Origin of the sequence: Methylomagnum ishizawai (assembly GCF_019670005.1) — a bacterium.
Classification (GTDB): domain Bacteria; phylum Pseudomonadota; class Gammaproteobacteria; order Methylococcales; family Methylococcaceae; genus Methylomagnum; species Methylomagnum ishizawai.
In genome coordinates this window covers 1,433,556-1,449,566 of sequence record NZ_AP019783.1, presented here as the reverse complement: position 1 = coordinate 1,449,566, position 16,011 = coordinate 1,433,556, and the positions used below count along the sequence as shown (strand labels likewise).

Here is a 16,011-nt window from a genome sequence, read left to right as displayed (position 1 = left end):
GTTCCCCGAGAATAGCCAAGGGCGGAGGTCGATTCAGCAACGGCGTGGCTCCAAAAACGACGTAGGGGCGAATAAATTCGCCCCCACAGGTTCGCCCGTCGGTCCAAGTGAAGGATCAGCCGCGCATTTCCTCCAGGCACAAGGCCAAACCATCCTCCCAATCCGGCAAGGCCAGTTCGAACTCGTCCAGCAGCTTTTGGTTGGACAGCACCGAGAACGCGGGCCGGTGCGCCGGGGTGGGATAGCCGGAAGTCGGGATGGCCTCCAGCTTGGCGCAGGTCTCGGGGAGCAAGCCCTGGGCGAGGCCCATCTCGCGGATTTTGGCGGCGAAACCATACCATGTGGTGCGGCCACCGCAAGTGAGATGGTAGGTGCCGCCGCTCTCAGCGGGCTCGAACCGGCCCTCGTAGGTGGTGCGGGCGACCAGCAAGGCCGTGGCCTCGGCGATCATGCGGCTCCAGGTCGGCGCGCCGTGCTGGTCGGCGACCACCCGCAGCGACTCCCGTTCCCGCATCAGACGCAGCATGGTCAGCAGGAAATTCTGGCCGCGCCGCCCGTAGACCCAGGCCGTCCGCAAGATCAGATGCGGCACGCCCACCTGCCGGATAGCTTCCTCGCCCGCCAGCTTGCTCTTGCCATAGGCGCTCAAGGGACCGATGGCGTCGGTTTCCACATAGGCCGTGTCGGCATCGCCGGGGAACACATAGTCGGTGGAATAATGGATCAAGCCCGCATCCACCGCCCGCGCCGCCTCGGCCAACACGCCCGGCGCTTCGCCGTTGACCCGGAACGCCAGCTCGGTGTCCTGTTCGGCCTTGTCCACGGCGGTATAGGCCCCGGCGTTGACGATCAATTCGGGCTGGATTTGGTTCACCGCATCCCGCAGCGATTGCAAATCGGCCAAGTCGGCCCGGATCGAAGTCTGGCGGTCCAGGGCCACCACCTCGCCCAAACAGGCCAGGGTGCGGCGCAGTTCGTAGGCGACCTGGCCCTGCCGTCCAATCAACAGGATTTTCATGGCTGGTACACCGGCAAGGCTTCTTGGGGGAATTCCTTGAGGAGCTTCCCGGCTTGGTCCTTGGCCGAGAGTTGCGGGTTGTCGATGGGCCATTGGATGCCGACATCGGGATCGTCCCAGCGCAGGGAGAACTCGGCGGAGGGGTTATAGGAATCGGTGCATTTGTAGGCGAACAAGGCGGTTTCGCTCAGCACGCAGAAGCCGTGGGCGAAATTCTCCGGCACGTACAGCTGCCAGTGGTTTTCCTCCGACAGGGTGACGCCATACCACTGGCCGAAGGTCGGGGAACCCACCCGGATATCCACCGCCACATCGAACACGACGCCTTTGAGCGCCTGCACCAATTTCCCTTGGGGCCTCGGGTTCTGGAAATGCAGCCCGCGCAAAATGCCCTGGCGCGATTGGGACACATTGTCCTGCACGAAGTCCTTGTCCAAACCCGCCTCGGCATAGCGTTGGCGGTTCCAGGTTTCCAGGAAGAAGCCGCGGGCATCGCCGAACACGTCCGGCTTGACCAACAGCACGCCCGGCAGCGGGGTGGTTTCGATAATCATGGGGTGATGTCCCTTTGCAGCAGTCTCAACAGGTATTCGCCATAGCTGTTCTTGCTCAGCAAACCGGCTTGGCGCTCCAGTTCGTCCACGCCGATCCAGCCGTGATTCCAGGCGATTTCCTCGGGGCAGCAAATCTTGAGTCCCTGGCGTTCCTCGATGGTCTGGATGAAATTCGAGGCTTGCAGCAAGGAATCATGGGTGCCGGTATCGAGCCAAGCGGTGCCACGACCGAGCTTCTCGACATTGATCTGGTTCTTCTCCAGATAAATCTTGTTGATATCGGTGATTTCCAATTCGCCGCGATGGGAAGGCTTCAGCTCGGCGGCCATGTCCACGACTTGGTTGTCGTAGAAATACAGCCCGGTGACGGCGTAATTGGATTTGGGATGTTTGGGTTTTTCCACCAAGTTGATGACCCGGCCTTCGGGGTCGAATTCGGCCACGCCGTAGCGCTCGGGGTCTTTCACCCAGTAGCCGAACACCGTGGCCCCGGTCTCGCGCTCGGCGGCGTTGCGCAGCACCTGTTGCAGGCCGTGGCCGTAGAAGATGTTATCGCCCAGGATCAGGCTGGAACGGTCGTTGCCGACGAAGTCCTTGCCGATGATGAACGCCTGGGCCAGACCTTCGGGGCGCGGCTGCTCGGCGTATTGGAGATTGATACCCCATTGCTGGCCGTCGCCCAAGAGGTGGCGGAACATCGGCGCGTCGTGCGGGGTGGTGATGATGAGGATATCCCTGATCTCGGCCAGCATCAGCACGGACAGGGGGTAATAGATCATCGGTTTGTCGTAGACCGGCAGCAATTGCTTGCTGACCACATGGGTCAAGGGATGCAGCCGGGTGCCGGAACCCCCGGCCAGGATAATACCTTTAATCGGTTTGCTCATCGGGAGTATCTATCAGGTTCGTTGGGGAGTACGGACGGGGCTTATCGCTCCAGTCCCAGGCGTTCGCCGCGATAGCTGCCATCCATCACCCGTCCACACCAGGTCTGGTTATCCAGATACCAGCGGACGGTTTTGCGCAGGCCGGTCTCGAAGGTTTCCAGGGGTTCCCAGCCCAATTCGCGGCGCATCTTGCCGGCGTCGATGGCGTAGCGCTGGTCGTGGCCGGGACGGTCGGCGACGAAGGTGATGAGCTGGCGGTGTGGGCGATGGGGCGAATCCGGCAGCATCTCGTCCAACAGGTCGCAGATGGTGTGGACCACGTCCAGGTTGGTCTTTTCGTTGTTGCCGCCGATGTTGTAGACCTGCCCTGGGGTGCCCGCTTCCAGCACCCGCTCGATGGCCCGGCAATGATCCTCGACATAAAGCCAGTCGCGGATATTGGACCCGGTGCCGTAGACCGGCAGGGGCTTCCCGTGCATGGCGTTCTGGGTGATCAAGGGGATGAGCTTCTCGGGGAACTGGTAGGGACCGTAATTGTTGGAGCAATTGGTGGTCAGCACCGGCATCCCGTAGGTGTGGAAATAGGCCCGCACCAGATGGTCGGAACCGGCCTTCGAGGCGGAATACGGCGAATTGGGCTGGTAGGGGCTGTCCTCGGTGAAGAAGCCGGTCTCGCCCAGGGTGCCGTAGACCTCGTCGGTGGAGACATGCAGGAACCGGAATTGGTCGTGGGCTGCGCCCGACAAGCGCCGCCAATATTTGCGGGCCGCTTCCAGCAGTTGGAAGGTGCCGAGGAGATTGGTTTGGATGAAAGCTTCGGGCGAATCGATGGAGCGGTCCACATGGCTTTCCGCCGCGAAATTGACGATGGCCGCGGGCTGGTGGCGGTCCAGGAGGTAATCCACCAAATTCCTATCGCCGATGGAACCCAGGGCGAAGGTATGGCGGGGATCGTCCTTGACGCTTTCCAGGGTGTCGAGGTTGCCCGCATAGGTCAGGGCGTCGAGGTTGACGACGTGGATGCCGCCGCGCGCGATCTGCCGCAGTACGAAATTGCCGCCGATGAAACCGGCGCCGCCCGTGACCAGGATAGTTTTCAGTTCGCTCATGCTGTGGGTCTACCTTTGTGTTGCATCATGCCGCGCGAGGGATTGTAGCCGATGATGGCGAACAGCAGGAAAGCCAGCAAGGACACCCCCGTATAAATACAGGCGGGTAGGTTGAACTGCCCGTAGAGGGCGAAGCGGATCAATTCCACCGCCTGGGAAAACGGGTTGTAGCTGGACAAGGTATAGAGGAATTCGCTGGATTCCTGGATTTTCCACAGGGGATAGAGCGCGGTGGACAGGAAGAACATGGGGAAGATCACGAAATTCATCACCCCGGCGAAGTTCTCCAATTGCTTGACGAAGGACGACAGCAGCAGCCCCAAGGCCCCCAGCATCAACCCCGACAACACCAAGGCGGGCAAGACGTAAAGATAGCCGATGGGCGGGGCTTCGATGCCATAGGCGTAGGCGATGGCGAGGAAGGTATAGGCTTGCAGCACCGACACCAACACCCCGGCCAGGAGCTTCGAGACCAGCAGATACCAGCGCGGCAAGGGGCTGACCAACAGCGTCTTCATGCTGCCCATCTCGCGGTCGTAGACCATGGACAAGGAGCTTTGCATCCCGTTGAACAATTGCACCATGCCCAACAGGCCGGGCGTGATGTAGACCTCGTAGAGGATATAGGTCTCGTAGGGTGGGATGATGGCGACCCCTAACGTGGAGCGGAACCCGGCGGCGAAGATGAACAGCCACATCAAGGGCCGGACCAGGGCCGACACGAAGCGCTCGCGCTGATGCACGAAGCGGAACAGTTCGCGGGCCATGATGCCGATGAGGGCGCGGAGATAGCGCATCATGGCTTGCCTCCCTGGGTCAATTGGGCGAAGGCCGCGCCGATATCGGGGGTAGCGGTCGCCGCCAGCACTTCGGGCACGGCCCCGAGCGCCCGCACCCGGCCTTGATGCAGCACCACCAGCCGGTCGCCGGGGTGGATTTCGTCGATCAAATGGGTGGCCCACAGCACCGCCACCCGGCCCGAGGCCGCCAGTTCGTGGACATAATCGACGATGGCGCGGCGGCTGGGCACATCCAACCCGACCGTGGGTTCGTCCAGCAGCAGGAGGCTGGGTTCGTGCAGCAAGGCGCGGGCGATTTCAACCCGGCGGCGATGGCCGCCGTTGAGGTTGCGGGCTTTTTCCTGGCGGCGGTCGTACATGCCTTGGCGTTCCAATTCGGCTTGGATGCGGGTTTCGGCGTGGCGGCGGCTGAGGCCGTGCAGGGCGGCATGGTAGCGGAGGTTCTGCATGACGCTGAGGTCGAGGTCGAGGGTGGGCTGTTGGAACACCACGCCGAGCCGGGCCAGGGCGCGGGTGGATTCGGCGCGGACATCGAAACCGGCGATGCGGATGGAGCCTTCGCGGCTGTCGTAAAGCCGGGTGATGAGGGAAAACAAGGTGGTCTTACCCGCGCCGTTCGGTCCCAACAGGATGGCGCATTGGCCGGGTTCGACCTTGAAGCCGACTTGGTCCAGGGCTTGTTTCTTGCCGTAGGCGTAGGACAGATCGGCGATGGACAGGGCGGCGGGGTTTTGGGATTTCATACTGTGGGGCAGGTTGCGGGAACGGTGGGGCGATTTTAGCAAAGGCGCAGGGTGGGGGAATGTTCAAGCCCACCCACCCTATACAGCCACACCCCCGGAAACCGCCCCCCGCCCCTGCCTTGGCACCCACAAAGTCACCGTCGTCCCCCGATTCTTCTCCGAACGCACCTCCATACGCCCGCCCTGCATTTTCATCGCCTCCATGACGATGGCGATGCCCAAACCCGTGCCGGGGATTTGCCCCGAGGGATCGGCCCGCCAAAACCGCTCGCCCAAATGTTCAAGTTCCTCCGGTGTCATGCCGACCCCATGATCGGTCACCGCCACGCCCAGCCTATCGCCTTCCTCCAACAAGGCGATATGGATCGCCGCATCCGGCTCCGAAAACTTGCGGGCATTGCTGAGGACGTTCACCAAGGCCTGGCGCAGCATGAAAACATCGGCGCGGGCCGGCTTTTCACCATCGGGCAAATCCAACAACCAGGGCCGCTGTTGCGCATCCGCCGCGCTATCGGCGACCGTGGCGCGCACCAGGGCGGCCAGATCGAAGACTTCGATCTGCACATCCTTGCCGCGCCCGGCGTCGATTTTCGAAAGGTCCAGCAACTCGTTGACGATATCGATCAGCCATTGGGTCTGGCGGTGGATGATTTGCAGCAATTCCCGGCGCGTCGCCTCGTCCACCTCCATGTTCAACAACACCTCGGTGAAGCCGAAGATGCTGGTCATGGGCGTGCGCAACTCGTGGGCCGCATGGGAAAGGAACTCGCTCTTCATGCGGTCCACTTCGGTTTCGCGGGTGATATCGCGCAGATAGAGGATGCGCGGGACGCTGAGCGACCCGCTGGCCACGCCCAGGAGGTAGAGGACGGCGGGGCGCGGCGCTTTCAGCGTCAAAATCTTGTGTCCGGCCTCGCCCTCGAAGAAATCGGCGATCCCGCACGGCCCGGCCCCCTCGCACCTGGCCCACAACAGCCGGTCCAGCCCGGCCATGTCCGCCGGGCCTTCGTCCCCGAGGCCGAGCATTTTCCGAAACGCGGGATTGGCGAATTTGATCCGGTCATCCGGGCCGAAGGCCACGAAACCATCCGGGCTGAGCCGGAACAAGGCGTCCAATTCGGCATGGCGGTCCTGGAGCGCCTCGCTTTTGGCGTGGAGTTCCATGGTGCGCTCCCAGACGATGCCCTCCACCACGGCGGTCCGCCCTGTGGTGACCAGCAGCAGGATTTGCAGCAACACCGCCAGCGCCAGCCCGCCCGAACCCACCGCCAAGGCCATCCAATGGCTTTGGCTATTCAGGAAGGCGGGGGTCGGGACCAAGCTGAAATTCCAGGTCCGGTCCGCCATGGCGACGGATTTGCGCCAAGCCTGGGCATCGGCCAACGCCTCGCCGGAACGGTACAGCAGGGACCGGCCCGCCGGTGCCTGGGCATCCTCGATCCGCAGCGCCAGCCCCTCCGGCAACGCCTCCCCCAGGGCGATCCTGACCATCTCGTCCATCTTGACGACCCCGACCACGAAGCCCGCCCAGCCCGGATCGGAAACGGAGGGCGGACGCAACGGCCGGACGGGATGCAGCAGCAGGATACCGATCCGCTCCTGGTTCTCCTGCACCAAATGGATGGGCGCGGTCACAACGGGCGTCCCCAGCGCCCTGGCGCGTTCGATGGCCTCGTGGCGGACCGGTTCCGAATCGATATCGTAGCCCAGGGCCGGCAGGTTCTTCTCCAAGGGCGCGATATAGGCCACGGCGACATAGTCCGGGCGGTCCGCCGCCCGCACCAAGCGGCCCTGGCCATCGCGCTCCTTGATTTCAAAACCGGCGGCCCCGGTCTTCAGGGCCATCGTCCGCTCGAACGCCGCCCGCCGCGCCAAGGGCACGGCGGGATCGATGCTGAAGGCGAAAATATCGGGGTTGTCTTCGAGGGTGATGCGGGTGAAATAATCGAATTGCTCGTAGCCCATGTCGGGCATGATTTCCTGCAACCGGCGCAGGGCCGACAAGGCTTCCTGGTGGGCGATGAAGCGCTGGCTCAGGAGTTGGGCCAGTTTTTCCCCGTAGCCCTGGACGACCTGTTTTTGCTGCCGCACCTCCCATTCCGACACCGTGAAAAAGGCGCTGCCCACCAAACCCAGCGCGATCAGCATCGGCAAGACCAAGGTCGCCAGCCGGCCGCGCCAGAGCGGGCGATGGTGGTAGAACACGGCGAGGCTGAGCGGCAGCAACACCAAAACCCCCAGGGTGTCGCCCGACCACCAGTTCCACCAGCCATAGGGCAGCTCGGCCCAGGACAAGACGCCCGCCCCGAACAAAACCGCCATGCCCACGCTGGCGGAAACCAGGCAGGCCACCGGGCCGCCCAGCACCATGCAGCGGATGATATCGCGCTCCACCACCAAGGTTTGCCAGCCGTTGCGCACGCCACGCGCCAGCAGCCATCCGGCGGCGACGCTTTGCAAGGTGGACCCGCAGGCGATGCCCAAAGCGCTCAGCACCGCCCGCCCGCCGAGGTCCTGGTGTAGCCAGGCCACGCCGAGGTTGAGGGCGCAAGAACCCAGCCATATCCCAGGCCAGGCCCGGCCTTTCGACCACAGCACGACCGCCACCGCGAAGCCCGAAGCCGGAAAGATGGGGCTGGCGTAGCCCGGTGGGATCGCGAACCAAAGTCCCAGCGCCCCGAGGCCCAGGTAAATGGCCGCGGCCATGGCGATGATGAAAATACGGAACCCCAGGCCAACCTGCCTACTGCCCATTGTCGATAAACCCGCTCGGAGACCACTGGCCTAAGCTTAGGGCCTGTCCTCGATTAGGGAAGCCCTCCCATCCCGGCGTTTCCTGGCCACGAAGCCGCCCCAGGCCGCCAAGCCCGCAAGACCGCGAACCACGGCCCCCACCCTCCAATTACGCGGATTCGCGTATTTATCCGTATTGACACCCCTACTAACATCCGCGCCGCCGCCCACAGCCGTCGGTGGCGTTTCCCGGATAAAAATTAGAACGAGGTCGTCCATGCGCTCCGATTCCCGGTTTTTCCCGTCCCGCGGGAGCCACCCCCGCTTTTCTTCCTGCGCCCTGTTGGCGCTCCTGGCCCTGGCGGACGCGGCGGAATCCGCCCCCATCGTGCACACCAGTATCACCGGCACCGCCTACGCCGACGGCGTTTCCTACAGCGGCGGCTTCACCCAGGACGATGAATACCAAGTCATCGCGTTCAGCCTGGGCGGTCCCAGCGCGGTGGACTTCACCAGCTTCGGCGCCGATGGCGGCGGCAACGGCGCGGGCGCCAGCATCGCGGCGGGCGGCTTCATCCCGGTGGTGTCGGTGTTCGCGGGGGGCAATGGCCGGGCCGACGATTTCCAGACCCTCGCCAGCCATGCGGGCGGCTCCGGCGGCGGCAACGATGTCGCTTTCCGCTTGATCCTCGAAGCCGGTCTCTATTACGCGGTGGTCGCCGTCTACGACAACGCCGACCCCGGCACCCTGCCCCAACACCTGGTCGCCGCCAGCCCCTACACCGACGATTATCTCCAATACAACAGCGTCCTGGAGATCGGCATCGACAACTTCACCTATTGGAACTGGGGCGATGGCTCCGGCGACAGCCCGTTCTGGACCCCGGACTCCACCGAACGCGGTGGCGGCTGGGCGCTGGATATCGCCAGCGGCCCGGTGCCGGTGCCGGAACCGGGCACGGCGGCCCTCGCCGCCTTGGGCCTCGCCGCCCTGTGGCGGGCCCGGCCCGGCCACAAGGCTTGAACGCCGGGTGGGTCCCTCTTCCATGAGACACTCCCCACTGGCCGTGACCGGACTCCGCGCCCTATCCACCGGCGGCACCGCCCGCCTGCTGCGCTTCGACCTCTCCTGCCTGCCGGACCAACTCGGCGGCGGTTTGGTCAGCAAGGCCACGCTGTCGCTGTGGGTCGCGGCGGCGCGGCAATGGATGACGGTGGACGTGACCCACATCGTCAAGGCTTGGCTGGACCATCCCGCCGACACGCCTGGGCTATTCCTGCGAACCGACGCCACCGACGGCGGGGACAGCACCGCCATCCGCCCTCCCCCGGTCTTGGAGATCGATACCGACGGCCCGGCGGCGGACGGCTATATCTATTTCGGCAGCCCCTGGGAAACCGGCCATTCCGGCACCGGGACCGCCGCCCCGGACGGGGCCGGACCCCCGCGGCAAGCCGCCGGCGCGGCCCTGGAGCCGCCCTATATCGGCCCACGCCGGTTCAAAGCCCTGGGCCGCAGGGTCCGTACCGCATAGCCGCCGTTCACCGGGGAAACGGCACCACCACCCCGAACACGCTGCCCCGGCCCGGCTTCGCCGCGATATGGAGGCGATAGCCGGACTGGGCACAGAGGGCGTGGACGATATGCAATCCCAGGCCATGGCCCAGGCGCTCGGCCACCAAGGTTCCGCTTTGGGCGAAAGGCATCAGCAATTGTTCGCGGCGGACGGTATCGAAACCGGGGCCGGTGTCGCAGACCTGGATTTCGAGGCCGTCGGCGCGGCGGCGCACCCCGACCAGGACGCGGCCCCGCGCGGTATAGCGGATGGCGTTGCCTATCAGGTTGTCGAGGATGCGCCCCAGCACCAGCGCCGAGCCTTCGACGCGCTGGCCGGTGGGGCAATAACGCAATTCCAAGCCCTTGCGCCGGGCGGCGGGCAGATGGCGCTGGTGGGCCTCGGCCAGGATATCCTCCAGGTCCAGCGCCCGCCGCCGCGCCGCATAGCCGCGCTTGGCCTCGTCGATCAAGGCCCGCAGCAAGCCCTCGGTGTAATCCAGGGCCTGGTCGATATGGCGGGTGGCGGCCTCGCTCCCGGCCTGGGCGCGGAGCACCGCCAAGCCGAACCGGATCGAGGCCAAGGGCTGGGCCAGGTCGTGGCCGGCCGCCGCCCATTGCAATTGCTGGGCCTGGGCGGCCAACAGGGCGCGGTTCTTCTCGGCCTCGACCCGCGCCAGTTGCTCGGCCTCGGCCAGATGGCGGCGCAGGCCGTCCTCCAAGCGCCGCCGCAACACCTGGACCTGCCGTGCCAGGGCCGTGGCGAAACACACCGCCTCCCAGACATAGCCGAGCTTGGGCAACACGAAGGGATTCAAGCCTTCGGGGGCGAAGCCACACACGGCCAGCCCGAACAAAAAATTGACGAACAGGACATAACCGGTGGTACCGGCCAGGAACCACGCCGCCGCCGGGAAACCGCGGCGCAGGCACAGGACGCCCGTGACGCACACCAAGCCGCCGTAAGCCAGCATCGCCAGCAAGGTGTGCCAGGTCCAATAGCCCAGGCGGTAGGCCAGGAAGCACAGCGGCAGCACGGGAATATAGGCGAGATAGGCGCGGAACAAGCGGGGCGATTCACGGCGCAGATCGAACAACAACACCGCGAACAGGGCATGGCCGACCTGGATGCCCATGGTCAGGTAGAACGGCACGTCCTGGTTCCAGGCCCCCCGGCGCGGCCACAGGTATTGGAAACCGTAGCCCTCGAATTCCAACACGAAGACCGCCATCAACAAGGCCAGGACCATATAGGCCAGGAACGCCGCCCGGCCCAGCGCCAGATATTGCAGCAGCGCGAACACGGTCAGGGCCAACAACAGGCCGACCACGAGGCCGTTGACGAAATCGCCCTCGGCCAAATCGCGCTGGAAACGTTCCGGGGACGATAATTCCAGGCTCAGGGGGGTGTTGGCGTGGGTGCGGTAGCGCAGGTACAGTTCGGCCCGCTCCCCCGCCGCCAACTCCACCGGCACCGCCAACATCCGGGACGGCACGGGCCGCGCGGCGAAATCCGCGTCCGGCCCGAGCCGGGCCAGGGTGGCCGTGTGGCCGTCCGCCACCCGGTAGACCTCCAAGACCTCGGCGTCGGGCACGCCCAGGGCCAGCAACCAATGGCCGGCCACGGCCCCGGTGTTGAGCAGCGGCAGCCGCGCCCAGCGCATCGCCACGCCGCCCAACCCGGATCGATAGCGCCCGGCGGGCACGAAGCGCCCTGGGTCGGCCAGGACTTCGGCCAAGGCCAGGGTTTGGCGAGGATCGTCGAGGAACCCCGTATAAGACCGCGCCGCGACCCGCTCGACGGCGGACGTCACGGCCAGGACGCCGCCCCCCCAGGCGGCGGGCGCGAACAGCGCCCATAGCAACCACACGCACCAGGCGCGGCAAGGCCGGGGAACCGGGTGCATCCATCCACAGCGGGTAACAACAATGCGCATCATCATCGCGGACGACCATATGATCTTTCGGGCGGGACTCAAGCTACTGCTCGGCCAGTGCCCGGACTACCGGATCGTGGCCGAGACCGGCACAGCGGAAACGTTGAAAGCCCTGGTCCGCGAACACGGACCCGAGCTTTTGATCCTGGATTACAACATGCCGGGTGGGAATGTGGGGGAAACGCTGGCCTATCTCAAGCAGCGCCACCCGGAACTGCGGGTGCTGATGCTCACCGCCGAGCGTTCCGGGGCTTTGCTCAAGCATCTGGCGGGACTCGGAGCCGATGGCATCTTCCTCAAGGAAGGCACGGCGGAAGCCCTGCTCGCCGCCGTCCGCACCGTGGGCGGGGGCGGCAGGCTGATCCCCGACAACGTGCGGGAACGCATCGACCAAGCCGATTTGAACCTGACGGCGCGGGAATTCCAGGTCTTGCACCTGATCTGCGCGGGCTGGGCCAACCCGGCCATCGCCGAGCGTTTTTCCCTATCGACCCGCACCGTGGACAAGCACCGCGAGAACATCCTACGCAAGCTGGGCGTGAACAACGTGGTGCAGTTGATCCGCAAGGTGGAAGCCTTGGGTTTGTTCGAGTCCTTGCCGGACGGTTGAGGGGGTTGGCCCTGTGATGGGACACTGGCAACAAAAAAGCCCTTGGCTTGCGCGCAAGGGCTTGATTTGACTGGTAGCAACGGCGGGACTCGAACCTGCGACACCCGCATTATGAAAACACGTCCAATCCATAAACCTTTGATTCAAAAGGCATAGCCCCGCACGGCGACAGGTTGCTTTGTCTATCCGTGCGTATCCATGCAGACGGTATTTACCCAACTTTTACCCAACGGAAAACCCCACCGGCCTCCACCAACGCCATATCGTGGCCCACATCGCATGCAGCCATAGATCGCCCTGGACGCCGATTCACCCCACCCACTCCATCCCCAACAACTCCGCCTGCTCCAACACCGTCTTTACAGCGTCGTCCTGCTTTTTAGGCGGGTAGCCATATTTCCGCAGTATCCGCTTCACGATTACCCGCAGCTTGGCCCGGACACCTTCTTTGACGGTCCAGTCGATGCTGACGTTGCGCTTGACGGTTTCAACCAGTTCGCGGGCGATGGCCTTCAAGGTCTCGTCGCCCAGTTCCATGACGGCGCTGTCGCTGGTTTCCAGGGCATCGTAAAAGGCCGTTTCATCCTCGTTCAGCCCCAGGCTTTCGCCCCGCGCCCCGGCGGCTTTCAAGTCCTTCGCCAGTTGGATCAACTGCTCAATAACCTGGGCGGTGGTCACGGCGCGGTTCTGGTAGGCGCGGATGGCGCGTTCCAGCATTTCGGTGAACGACCGGGATTGCACCAGGTGCTTGCGGGAGCGCTGTTTAATTTCCCCATCCAGGAGCTTGCGCAGCAGTTCCACCGCAAGGTTCTTATGGGGCAAGCCCCGGACTTCGGCGAGGAATTCATCGGACAGGATGGAAATATCCGGCTGTTTCAGCCCGACCGCCGCAAACAGGTCGATGACGCCCTCCGGGGCAATGGCGTTGGCGACGATTTGGCGGATGGCGTGGTCGAGTTGATAGTCGGTCTGGGGTCCGCTACCGCCGCCCTCGCCCTTGCTCAGCGCCACCCGCACCGCCTGGAAGAACGCCACCTCGTCGCGGATGCTAAGGGCGGCTTCGTGGGGCACGGCCAGGGCGAAAGCTTTGCCGAGGTCGCCAACCGCTTGCTGGAGCCGGTGTTTGCCGTCGTCCTGGGCCAGGATATGTTCCTGGGCGGCGGGCAGCAGGGCCAGCTTCTCGCCTGGGCTGCCGCCGTGCCAGGGGCTCATATCGAAGCCATGGAACAAGCCCTGGCAGATTTCATAGTGCTTGCGCAGGGCGGCGACGGCCTCGTCCTGGTCGATGGCGGTCGCGCCCTGGCCGCCGCTGTCGGTGTAGTCGGCCATGGCCCGCTTGAGCGAGTCGGCCAGCCCCAGGTAATCCACCACCAACCCGCCCGGCTTGTCCTTGAACACCCGGTTGACGCGGGCGATGGCCTGCATCAGCCCATGGCCGCGCATGGGCTTGTCCAGGTACATCGTGTGCAGGCAGGGCGCGTCGAAGCCGGTCAGCCACATATCGCGGACGATGACCAGCTTGAAGGGGTCGGCGGGATTCTTGAAGCGCTGGGCCAGGGCTTCCCGGCGGGCTTTGCTGCGGATGTGGGGTTGCCAGGTCTCGTCATCGGCGGCGGAGCCGGTCATCACGATCTTGATCGCGCCCTGGTCGTCGTCGGGGCTGTGCCAGTCCGGGCGGCGCTGGACGATGGCCTCGTACAGGGCGACGGCGATGCGGCGCGACATGCAGACCACCATGGCCTTGCCGTCCATGGCGGCGAGGCGCTGCTCGAAGTGGTTCACCAGATCGTCGGCGATCAGGGCAAGGCGCTTGGGCGTGCCGGCCAGGGCTTCTTGCTGCGCCCATTTGGACTTGAGCTTTTCCTTGCGCTCGATTTCCTCGCCTTCGGTGACTTCCTCGAAGTCGTCGTCGATCTTGGGTTTCTCGGCGGCGGACAAGGCCAGCTTGGCGTGGCGCGGCTCGTAGTAGATGGGCACGGTGGCCCGGTCCCGCACCGCCCTTTGGATGTCGTAGATGCTGATGTAGTCGCCGAACACCGCCCGCGTGTTCTTGTCGGTGGCTTCGATGGGCGTGCCGGTGAAGCCGATAAAGGTGGCGTTGGGCAGGGCGTCGCGCAAATGCCGGGCGTAGCCGTCGATGAAGTCGTATTGGCTGCGGTGGGCCTCGTCGGCGATGACCACGATATTGCGGCGCCCGGACAGCAGCGGGTGGTGGTCGCCCTGGGTCTCCGGGAAAAACTTCTGCACCGTGGTGAAGACCACGCCCCCGGCGGCGACTTGCAGTTTGTCGCGGAGGTCGGCGCGGCTTTGGGCTTGCGCCGGGGTTTGGCGGAGCAAGGCGGCGCAGCGGGCGAAGGTGCCGAACAGTTGGTCGTCCAGGTCGTTGCGGTCGGTGAGGATAACCAGGGTGGGGTTGGCCAGGGCCGGGTGCTGGATCAGCTTGCCCGCGTAGAAGGCCATGGTGAGGCTCTTGCCCGAGCCTTGGGTGTGCCAGACCACCCCGGCGCGGCGGTCACCGTCCTGGGCGGTGGCCTGCACGGTGGCCGCGACCGCCGCGTTGACCGCGTGGAATTGATGGTAGGCGGCGATCTTCTTGTCCAAGCGGCCCGCGCCGTCGTCCTCGAACACGATGAAGTAGCGGATCAGGTCCAGGCAGCGGCGCGGCTCGAACACCCCGCGCACCATCACTTCCAGTTCGGGCAGGGTGGACGGGGCCAGGGTGTCGCCGTCGAGGCTGCGCCAGGGAACGAAGCGTTCGCGGTCGGCGGTGAGGGAGCCGAGCCGGGCGGTCAGGCCATCGGAAATCAGCAGCAGGGCGTTGTAGACGAACAGGGCGGGGATTTGCGCCTTATAGGTTTGGAGTTGCTGGAAAGCGGCCCACACCGTGGCGGCTGCTTGAGCCGGGTTCTTGAGTTCGATGACGGCGAGCGGTAGGCCGTTGATGAACACGACGAGATCGGGGCGGCGGGTGTGCTGGCCGTCCTTGACGGTGTATTGGTTGACCACCCGCCAGTCGTTGTTCTCGGGGGCGTCGAAGTCGAACAGCCGCGCCAGGGCACCGACGATGCGGCCTTCGCCGGGGTATTCGACCGGGACGCCTTCGACGAGGTAGCGCTGGAACGTGCGGTTGTTGGCGATGAGGCCGGGGGCTTCGGGGTGCTTGAGCTTGCGGAGGGCTTCGTCACGGGCCGTGGGTGGCAGGTTTGGATTGAGGCGGGCCAGGGCTTCGCGGGTGCGGCTTTCGAGGATCGCGTCGGTGTAGCTGGCACGTTCGGCGGCGGGTTCGCCGGGGGCGATGTCGGGGCCGTGGACAATACGGTAGCCAAGGCTTTCAAACCAAGCGAGGGTGGTTTGTTCGAGGGTGGATTCGGTCAGTGATCCGCTCATGGGTGATCCACCTTTTCCATGGAAACATCATCCCGGTAACGGCGATTGCCAATGCGGAGCGCTGATTCCCAAATCGAAAAATCTACGCTTGGCGTCATCAGTCGTTTGGGGAGATTTTTAAGCACCTTTCCGCTAATCAAAAACGGTTGCTCCCATCGGTTGCCCTCGGCAGGCATTGCGATCACTTTTTCGCCGCAACCTATGCGCAAAACGCTACCGTCGAAGTCGAACATCACGAGGCTATCGGCGCTGATGATTTCCAACTGTTCAGCCAGGGTATTTAATGCGAGTCGAGCCCAAGCCCGTTCTACTGTGCAGCGTGGTCGGGCAGCAAACCTAGCCTGCTGCTCGGCATATTCGGCTCGCTTCCTTTCCCAAGGCAGAAGGTGGAAATTCTGGCGACCTTCGACCAGCCAAGGTATTGGCGAAGCGGGTTCAAATATTCCTTTCGGCGAATGATCATCCAGGCACCAAGCGACCCAGGCCGCACCCTGCTCCCAAGATTCAACCTCGATTGGCATCTCGCATTCGATTGAAGTAAGCCTTCTGGGCGTGGCGATGATCCCGCCCAGCCAAACGGAAGGCTGGAGCCAACGGTTAGCTCCGAAACCCGCTGTAAGCTTGAATTCCCCGAAGTCGAGACTGAGCCCACCGGGCGAATCCGATATGACCGTCGAG

General features: G+C 64.4%; 13 protein-coding genes. 3 read left to right on the top strand and 10 right to left on the bottom strand.

The window, feature by feature from the left end; translation table 11 throughout:
• Window positions 1-115: 115 nt before the first annotated feature.
• From rfbD to K5658_RS06635, 7 genes are all read right to left on the bottom strand, one after another.
• Window positions 116-1,018 (bottom strand): dTDP-4-dehydrorhamnose reductase, encoded by a 903-nt coding sequence (gene rfbD, locus K5658_RS06665; protein WP_221066176.1) that lies wholly within the window; start codon window positions 1,016-1,018, stop codon window positions 116-118.
• Complete coding sequence (gene rfbC / locus K5658_RS06660) at window positions 1,015-1,572, bottom strand: dTDP-4-dehydrorhamnose 3,5-epimerase (RefSeq protein WP_221066175.1); 558 nt, start codon at window positions 1,570-1,572, stop codon at window positions 1,015-1,017. Before rfbC ends, rfbD begins: the two co-directional genes overlap by 4 nt.
• Entirely contained in the window at window positions 1,569-2,459 is an 891-nt protein-coding gene (gene rfbA, locus K5658_RS06655; RefSeq protein ID WP_221066174.1) for a glucose-1-phosphate thymidylyltransferase RfbA, read from the bottom strand. Before rfbA ends, rfbC begins: the two co-directional genes overlap by 4 nt.
• Window positions 2,460-2,500: 41 nt before the next feature.
• Window positions 2,501-3,568: a dTDP-glucose 4,6-dehydratase gene (gene rfbB / locus K5658_RS06650; RefSeq protein ID WP_343223304.1), complete on the bottom strand. Its 1,068-nt coding sequence runs from the start codon at window positions 3,566-3,568 to the stop codon at window positions 2,501-2,503.
• On the bottom strand, window positions 3,565-4,368 hold the full coding sequence (locus tag K5658_RS06645; RefSeq protein ID WP_221066173.1) for an ABC transporter permease: 804 nt from the start codon (window positions 4,366-4,368) through the stop codon (window positions 3,565-3,567). Before K5658_RS06645 ends, rfbB begins: the two co-directional genes overlap by 4 nt.
• On the bottom strand, window positions 4,365-5,111 hold the full coding sequence (locus K5658_RS06640) for an ABC transporter ATP-binding protein (RefSeq protein ID WP_221066172.1): 747 nt from the start codon (window positions 5,109-5,111) through the stop codon (window positions 4,365-4,367). Before K5658_RS06640 ends, K5658_RS06645 begins: the two co-directional genes overlap by 4 nt.
• A 78-nt stretch (window positions 5,112-5,189) precedes the next feature.
• Window positions 5,190-7,865 carry a CHASE domain-containing protein gene (locus tag K5658_RS06635; RefSeq protein WP_221066171.1) on the bottom strand — a complete coding sequence of 892 codons (2,676 nt, stop codon included), beginning with the start codon at window positions 7,863-7,865 and terminating at the stop codon, window positions 5,190-5,192.
• 256 nt (window positions 7,866-8,121) lie between these two features.
• On the opposite strand from K5658_RS06635, the gene K5658_RS06630 reads away from it, so the two are divergent.
• Together K5658_RS06630 and K5658_RS06625 are read left to right on the top strand one after the other, a co-directional pair.
• On the top strand, window positions 8,122-8,868 hold the full coding sequence (locus K5658_RS06630; RefSeq protein WP_221066170.1) for a DVUA0089 family protein: 747 nt from the start codon (window positions 8,122-8,124) through the stop codon (window positions 8,866-8,868).
• Window positions 8,869-8,890: 22 nt separating this feature from the next.
• On the top strand, window positions 8,891-9,379 hold the full coding sequence (locus K5658_RS06625) for a hypothetical protein (protein ID WP_221066169.1): 489 nt from the start codon (window positions 8,891-8,893) through the stop codon (window positions 9,377-9,379).
• Window positions 9,380-9,386: 7 nt separating this feature from the next.
• Here K5658_RS06625 and K5658_RS06620 read toward each other — a convergent pair whose 3' ends face one another.
• Window positions 9,387-11,306: a sensor histidine kinase gene (locus K5658_RS06620; protein WP_221066168.1), complete on the bottom strand. Its 1,920-nt coding sequence runs from the start codon at window positions 11,304-11,306 to the stop codon at window positions 9,387-9,389.
• A 22-nt stretch (window positions 11,307-11,328) separates the two neighbouring features.
• On the opposite strand from K5658_RS06620, the gene K5658_RS06615 reads away from it, so the two are divergent.
• Complete coding sequence (locus K5658_RS06615) at window positions 11,329-11,946, top strand: response regulator (RefSeq protein WP_221066167.1); 618 nt, start codon at window positions 11,329-11,331, stop codon at window positions 11,944-11,946.
• Window positions 11,947-12,255: 309 nt separating this feature from the next.
• Here the strand turns inward: K5658_RS06615 and K5658_RS06610 are convergent, their stop codons facing one another.
• Both K5658_RS06610 and K5658_RS06605 read right to left on the bottom strand, forming a co-directional pair.
• Window positions 12,256-15,333, bottom strand: coding sequence for a type I restriction endonuclease subunit R (locus K5658_RS06610; RefSeq protein WP_221066166.1), 3,078 nt, complete (start codon window positions 15,331-15,333; stop codon window positions 12,256-12,258).
• Window positions 15,330-15,854, bottom strand: a complete 525-nt coding sequence (locus K5658_RS06605; protein ID WP_221066165.1) for a hypothetical protein — start codon at window positions 15,852-15,854, stop codon at window positions 15,330-15,332. The genes K5658_RS06610 and K5658_RS06605 overlap by 4 nt, the downstream gene beginning before the upstream one ends.
• Window positions 15,855-16,011: the final 157 nt, after the last annotated feature.